Raw genomic sequence first — 6,770 nt, 5'->3', positions numbered from 1 at the left:
GAGTATAGTAGTAAAGCAATCGTGAATCTAAATGAAGAAATTGATTTGTCTGAAACTGATTTATTTAAAAGAATCGAAAGAGTTGCTTTACAAAAGTTCTATGTTCAACAAAAGTACCCACAGGCATTTGAATTCTTGGCATCAACTAAACAAGAGGAGTCTGTAGAAGTAAAGGATATCATTAAACAAAGGCTCAATCCAATCTATAATCAAGCCATAAATAAATTATATAAAGACATTGATTACTCTAAATTCAGGGAAGGAGTTGATATTGAAAAAGCAATTGAGATTTTGAATTGGACGATGTTTGGTGTAGGAGAGAAAGGACTAAAGGAATTGTTTACCTTTGATGATATTGGTAGATTTGGAGAGAAATATCTAGAAGAGTGGAACGTTTATGCCGAATTACTGAAATACAGCTTTTATAAATAAAACTAAATTAAAGGTGTATTGAAATGAAAATATAATAGCTTTAGATTTTTATCTAAAAAAATTTTAAAGGAGTGTGTCTATATTATGACCGATATAGTAAAAGTACAAGGATTACAAAAAAAGTTTGGTAAATTTCAAGCATTGCGTGACGTTTCGTTCACGATAAAATCGGGGGAAGTGGTAGGGTTTATTGGTCCTAATGGTGCTGGGAAATCTACAACTATTCGTGCCCTATTAGGAATTATAAAACGTGATGCTGGTATTGCCGAGATATTCGGTAAGGATGTTTGGAAGGATAGCCTTGAAATTCATAAGCGAATTTCTTATGTCCCTGGAGATGTTGCCCTTTGGGGATCTTTAACGGGAGGAGAAATTATCGATCTCTTCATTAAATTACATGGTAGTGGAGATAAAGAAAAGCGCGATTATTTAATTAAACGTTTTGAATTAGACCCTAAGAAAAAAGCCAAAGGATATTCAAAAGGAAATCGTCAAAAAGTTGGATTGATTGCAGCATTATCTGTTGATTCTGATTTATATATTTTTGATGAACCAACATCTGGTCTTGATCCTCTAATGGAACAAGTTTTCCAAGAAGAAGTTGAAAAAATTAAAGCATCTGGTAAAGCTATTTTATTGTCCTCCCATATTTTAAGTGAGGTAGAACGATTAGCAGATAAGGTTGTAATTATACGCCAAGGTGAAATTGTTGAAACTGGAACCCTTGATGAATTACGACATTTAACTAGGTCTACTGTCACTTTAGTGACAAGTGGAGATGTATCAAAAATGGCTTTTGTAGATGGAGTACATGATTTTGTTCAAAATGATAGCCAAGCAACATTCTCTGTCGATAATCAATATCTCAATAGTATTTTAATTGAAGCTAGCAAATTAGGTGTCACAAGGTTTGAATCTATACCGCCAACACTTGAAGATTTGTTTATGCGTCATTATGAAAGCTAAACCGTGGGAAGGTGGAAAAATTATTATGAAAGAAAAATTTGCTCGTTGGAACATATTGTTTTTACAGTATTTAAAACGAGATTGGAAAAAAATTATTATATGGGTATTGGGACTTGGCATGTTTTCGGCTGGATTTGTTCCAGCTTTCAAAGAAATAGCAAAAGGGCAAGGTTTAGTCGGCATGTTCGAAACTTTGCAAAACCCTGCAATGATATCTATGGTAGGGCCGACCCCAGTTGAAACAGGAGCTGATTATACCTTAGGAGCAATGTATGCACATGAAATGTTGTTGTTTTGTGGTTTGTTTGCGATGATAATGTCTATTTTACACGTGATAGGTCATACTCGTAAAGAAGAAGATCTTGGCCTTACTGAGCTACTGCGTTCCTTTCAAATAGGTCGTCAGGCAAATTCTCTTGCAGCAATAGCAGAGATAGTCTTTATCAATGGTATACTAGCACTTTTTATTGCAGTAGTAATGATAAGTTTCGGTGCCGATACGATTTCTATTTTTGGTTCCGTGTTATACGGGGCATCAATTGGAATGGCAGGGATTATTGGTGCTGGGATTGCTCTAATAATGGCACAAATTATGCCCACGTCATCGGCTGCAACAGGATCATCATTAGGAATTGTAGGCTTACTATACATTGTTCGTGCTGGAACAGATGTCTCCAATGTTGACTTATCTATGATGAATCCTTTGGGCTGGACATATTTAACTTTTCCTTTTACAGATAATAATTGGTTTCCACTTATTTTTGCTTTAATTTTCAGTATAATAGTGGTGTTCATAGCTTTTTCACTTGAAGGTGGCCGCGATATGGGGGCTGGATATTTACCGCAAAGAGAAGGGCGTGAAAGTGCAAAGCAGTCTTTGCTGTCCGTCCGAGGATTATTTATAAATATTAATAAAGGTGTCATTATTAGTTGGTTAATCGCATATGTTGTTATGGGTGCTGCCTATGGTTCGATTTATGGAGATATGCAGACATTCCTAGAAAGTAATGAAATGATGAAACAAATGTTTTCTCATACAGGATTTTCTATTGAAGAATCATTCACAGGCACAGTTATGATGGTTTTGATTGGTTTAGTTTCCATTCTACCAATTGCGATTGTAAATAAACTCTTTTCTGAAGAAAGACGATTACACTTAAGTCAGATTTATGCAACAAAAGTAACCCGAAGTCAATTATATTGGACTAGTATAGGGTTATCGATATTAAGCGGATTATTAGGAGTTTTATTAGCAGCAGGTAGTCTTGGAGGTACTGCTATCTCTGCGATGGGGAATAGCGGAGAGATGGATATAGTTGACTTTTTTGCTGCTGGCTTTAACCTTTTCCCTACTGTTTTATTCTTTATAGGTCTGGCAGCGTTAGCTCTTGGATGGGCACCGAAACTAGGTAAAATAGTGTATATTTATCTTACATTCTCTTTTTTATTAAATTATTTTAGCGGCTTAATAGACCTCCCGGAATGGTTTTTAAATACTGCTATACAAAGTTGGATGCCTCAAATGCCAATGGATGATTTTGAAGCATCAGTTTTTCTTACAGTTACTATAATTAGCATTGCTTTAATAGTAATAGGTTTCTTGGGGTATAGTAGAAGGGATATGAATGAAGGAGCTTAAATTGATTGAATAGTAAATAGTGTAATCTAATGATTTAAATTCTTGTGTTGTAGGTTTTAACATTAGTCGATGAAAGCAATTAAATTTTATTATTACAGTTTCATATATTTGATAAGGATAGAAGTATTCTAAACTAGAATTATATTTCGATTCTTTTGGCGACCATTAGAAAGCTAGTCGTTATGTTCCCACGAACGTACAAATTAGTCGATATGTTCCCATATACAACAGTTTCGCTAAAAATCATAAATACATCAATTCTATCAACTCGTCCCACGTTGAAGCAGCAATTCTGATGACGTATTGTGGTTTGGACAAGGAATAATAGGAGTCAACCACAACATGTAGTGGTTTGAGTACGAAAATTGGGTCAAAAACAGGCTAAAAAATACCGTTTTTTGACCCTTTTAAATAGGGCATTTGACAGATGACATTTGATGTTTCGGGATTAAAAATCCATAGGGTGAGGTAGATTAGCACAGAACTTTATTGAATAGAGAAATTAAAAGTGATATAATCAGTTGCATAAGGAGGAGTTAAATATGTGTACATGTATTGCAGTAGTAGATATTACTTTATCTCATTTATAATGAAAAAAATTAAAGGAGGTAAAGGTATGGGTATGTTTTCTATATTTGTTATTGAGAGATTTCATTATCAACCAAACCAAAAATAATTGGTTATAATGAGCTCTTAAGATTAGTTCATTATAACCGGCAAGGAGAATTTTATAATGAAACAGAAAAACCCGAAAAATACGCAAAATTTCATTACATCTAAAAAGCATGTAAAGGAAATATTAAAATATACGAATATCAATAAACAAGATAAAATAATAGAAATTGGGTCAGGAAAAGGACATTTTACCAAGGAACTTGTGGAAATGAGTCAACGGGTGAATGCTATAGAGATTGATGAAGGTTTATGTCATGCCACGAAAAAAGCAGTTGAACCTTTTCAGAATATAAAAGTTATTCATGAGGATATTTTGAAGTTTAGCTTTCCTAAAAATACAGACTATAAAATATTTGGTAGTATTCCCTACAATATTAGTACTGATATTGTAAAAAAGATTGCTTTTGATAGTCAAGCGAAATATAGCTACCTTATTGTAGAGAGGGGATTTGCTAAAAGGTTGCAAAATACCCAACGAGCTTTAGGTTTGCTGTTAATGGTGGAAATGGATATAAAAATTCTTAAAAAAGTGCCACGAGCATATTTTCACCCTAAGCCTAATGTAGATTCTGTATTGATTGTACTTGAAAGGCATAAACCATTTATTTTAAAGAAGGACTACAAAAAGTATAGATTTTTCGTTTATAAATGGGTAAACAGGGAATATCATGTTCTTTTTACTAAAAATCAATTAAGACAGGTGCTGAAGCATGCGAATGTTACTGATCTTGATAAATTATCCAATGAACAATTTTTGTCTGTTTTCAATAGTTACAAATTATTTCAATAAATTAAAAATAATTAAGCGTTCTCTAACTTTAAGAGAACGCTTAATCTTATTACATTGAAAAATGCATTCTATTATTTTCAATTATTATGATATAACATAACTATCATTTTACTTATTTGCATATTTGCACGAAAATATAGTTATCGACGACTATTCTGATAATAGCAACTAATATAGTCAATGATAACTCAAAATTTATTGATATAGTAGGTATATGTGCAACTAATTAGGGAAGATTTTAGCTTGCCATTTCTGAAACAGCTAAAACAAGTATTGCGTAAAGAATGCGCCAGTCTTCCCATGGACTTAAAATGCTTGCTTGGGGCACACATAAAACCCCTTGAACAATCTATTGACAGAGTTGAAGGACTGTCGGAGATTCTAAGACGAAGTAATCCTAAAATGGCCCTATGCCATACAGATATTCATAATTGGAACTTGATGCAACGGGATGAGCAGTTAGTTCTAATTGACTGGGAAGGCTTGAAATTGGCTCCAGTAAAAGCTGATCTCATGTTTTTTGTTGATAAGCCATATTATGATGTATTTATGAACATATACCTGAAATTACACAAAGATTTTTTAATCAATACGGATGCTTTGTTATTCTATCATATTAGACGTAAACTAGAAGATATATGGGAGTTTATTGAACAACTTTTATATGACAATCAAGAGGATAAGGAAAGAAATGAAACTATAAAAGTTCTTGATGGTGAACTGAATAACTTAGTGTTTTGAAAAAAGAATAATGTATTATTAAGCTAAATAATATTGGAGAAGAAAATGAATAAACAAGAATTATATCAAATTGCTTTCAGTATAATTAATCATAAAAAGTTACGGAACTTTGGAACTTCAGGGCATGTGGAGACGGTGGTATTGATGTCAAGGAAAATAAGATAATAGGCTATAAAAGTGTTGAAATTAATGGTTTTGGGGTTTTAGAAGAAATCCTAAAAGCCATTTTTCTATTTAGATAAATATCTTAATTATAATTAAAGAATAAATTGAGGATCAAGAACCTCAATATTATATAGAAAATAGCCACGAAGCGATCATACCAAAAGAAATCTTCATGCAAGTCTAAGAAGAAATGGATAGACGAGCTAATATGGTAAGTGGCAAAGGGAAAAGAAGAATCTATTCCAGTAAATACGCCCTTTCAAGTATTGTCTACTGCTCTATATGTGGGGATATTTACAGGAGAATAGCATGGAATAATAGAGGAAAGAAAAAAACAAGTTATTTATAGTGTTAAATTACCAACACTCTTATTACTTCCTATGTAATGTTTACAGTTCTAGTATCATAACTTGTTCAATTAGAGGATTTAAACAGATTTTTGTGGGCTGTTTTTTAGTACCATAAATAGTGTAAGAAAGGAAGTAATTCCTATCTTGCACTATTTTTGTATAATGAAGAAGTAGTATGACGAGGCTGTTTTAGGGTTGAAACATCCGCCACAAAAACTGTCAACTACCTTTTCATTATTCATATTCGGTTAAGCAGGTTGGGCAAAACGCCCGTGTCACAAGCTAAAAAGAGTGTAATGGTGCAGGTAGAAACTACAAAATAAAAAGAAAGAGGAAAAAACATGATATCTGTAGGAATAGACATATCAAAAGAAAAAATCACAGTTTGTGCATTAGGACAAGGAAGCAAAATAATCTGGAAACCCTTTGATGTTTCTCTAAAAAAACAGAAGTAGAAAAATTTTTAGAGAAACTAGAAAAAATAAAAGAAGAAGTAAAAATAACAATGGAAGCAACAGGAAAATATCATCTCCCAATACTTTATGAATTAAAAGATAAAGACTACTTTGTAACAGTAATAAATCCATTAAAAATGAAACAATTCTGTAGAGCATTAAACTTTAGAAAAGCAAAAAACGACAAGATAGATGCAAAACAAATAGCAGAATATGGACTAATGTATTGGAAAGAATTAGAAGAATACAAAATAGATGAAGTGAACTACAGAATCCTAAAAGAATTAAATAGAAGCTACCAACATTACATGGAGCTAAGAATCGACCAAATGAACTACATAGATCAAACAATACATCAAACATTTCCAGGCATAAAAAAACTAATACCACATAATTCAGGAGACTTTTCAAAAGACAAACTATTGGACTTTCTAGAAAAATGGTGGCATAAAGACCTAGTATTAGAAAAAACATAAGAAGAATTTGTAGAAGAATATAAAACTTGGGCAAAGGAAAAGAGATACCATCCAAATGCAAACAAAGCAAAAACCATTTAC

The 6,770-nt window shown here is 32.6% G+C and carries 6 protein-coding genes and 1 pseudogene; all 7 read left to right on the top strand.

All coding sequences use genetic code 11. The annotated features are described in order from the left end of the window. Positions 1 to 432 (top strand): TetR/AcrR family transcriptional regulator (locus QP860_RS10130; protein ID WP_284912738.1); only part of this gene is annotated, 432 nt, incomplete at its 5' end. A gap of 84 nt (positions 433 to 516) precedes the next feature. Then, on the top strand, positions 517 to 1,398 hold the full coding sequence (locus tag QP860_RS10125) for an ABC transporter ATP-binding protein (protein ID WP_000129978.1): 882 nt from the start codon (positions 517 to 519) through the stop codon (positions 1,396 to 1,398). Between the two features lie 25 nt (positions 1,399 to 1,423). Then, complete coding sequence (locus QP860_RS10120; RefSeq protein ID WP_025194366.1) at positions 1,424 to 3,037, top strand: ABC transporter permease; 1,614 nt, start codon at positions 1,424 to 1,426, stop codon at positions 3,035 to 3,037. Between the two features lie 550 nt (positions 3,038 to 3,587). Beyond that, positions 3,588 to 3,713 (top strand): erythromycin resistance leader peptide, encoded by a 126-nt coding sequence (locus tag QP860_RS10585; RefSeq protein WP_017771940.1) that lies wholly within the window; start codon positions 3,588 to 3,590, stop codon positions 3,711 to 3,713. 57 nt (positions 3,714 to 3,770) lie between these two features. Next, complete coding sequence (gene erm(A) / locus QP860_RS10115; protein WP_032463645.1) at positions 3,771 to 4,502, top strand: 23S rRNA (adenine(2058)-N(6))-methyltransferase Erm(A); 732 nt, start codon at positions 3,771 to 3,773, stop codon at positions 4,500 to 4,502. A 243-nt stretch (positions 4,503 to 4,745) separates the two neighbouring features. After that, on the top strand, positions 4,746 to 5,243 hold the full coding sequence (locus QP860_RS10110) for a phosphotransferase (protein ID WP_001116341.1): 498 nt from the start codon (positions 4,746 to 4,748) through the stop codon (positions 5,241 to 5,243). A gap of 969 nt (positions 5,244 to 6,212) precedes the next feature. Further along, positions 6,213 to 6,689, top strand: a pseudogene (locus QP860_RS10100) (IS110 family transposase); the annotation flags it as partial. Positions 6,690 to 6,770: the final 81 nt, after the last annotated feature.

The organism is Aerococcus sp. UMB1112A (genome assembly GCF_030230715.1).
Lineage (GTDB): Bacteria > Bacillota > Bacilli > Lactobacillales > Aerococcaceae > Aerococcus.
Note: the sequence above shows the minus strand (reverse complement) of the source record. Positions and strands in the feature narration are given on the sequence as shown.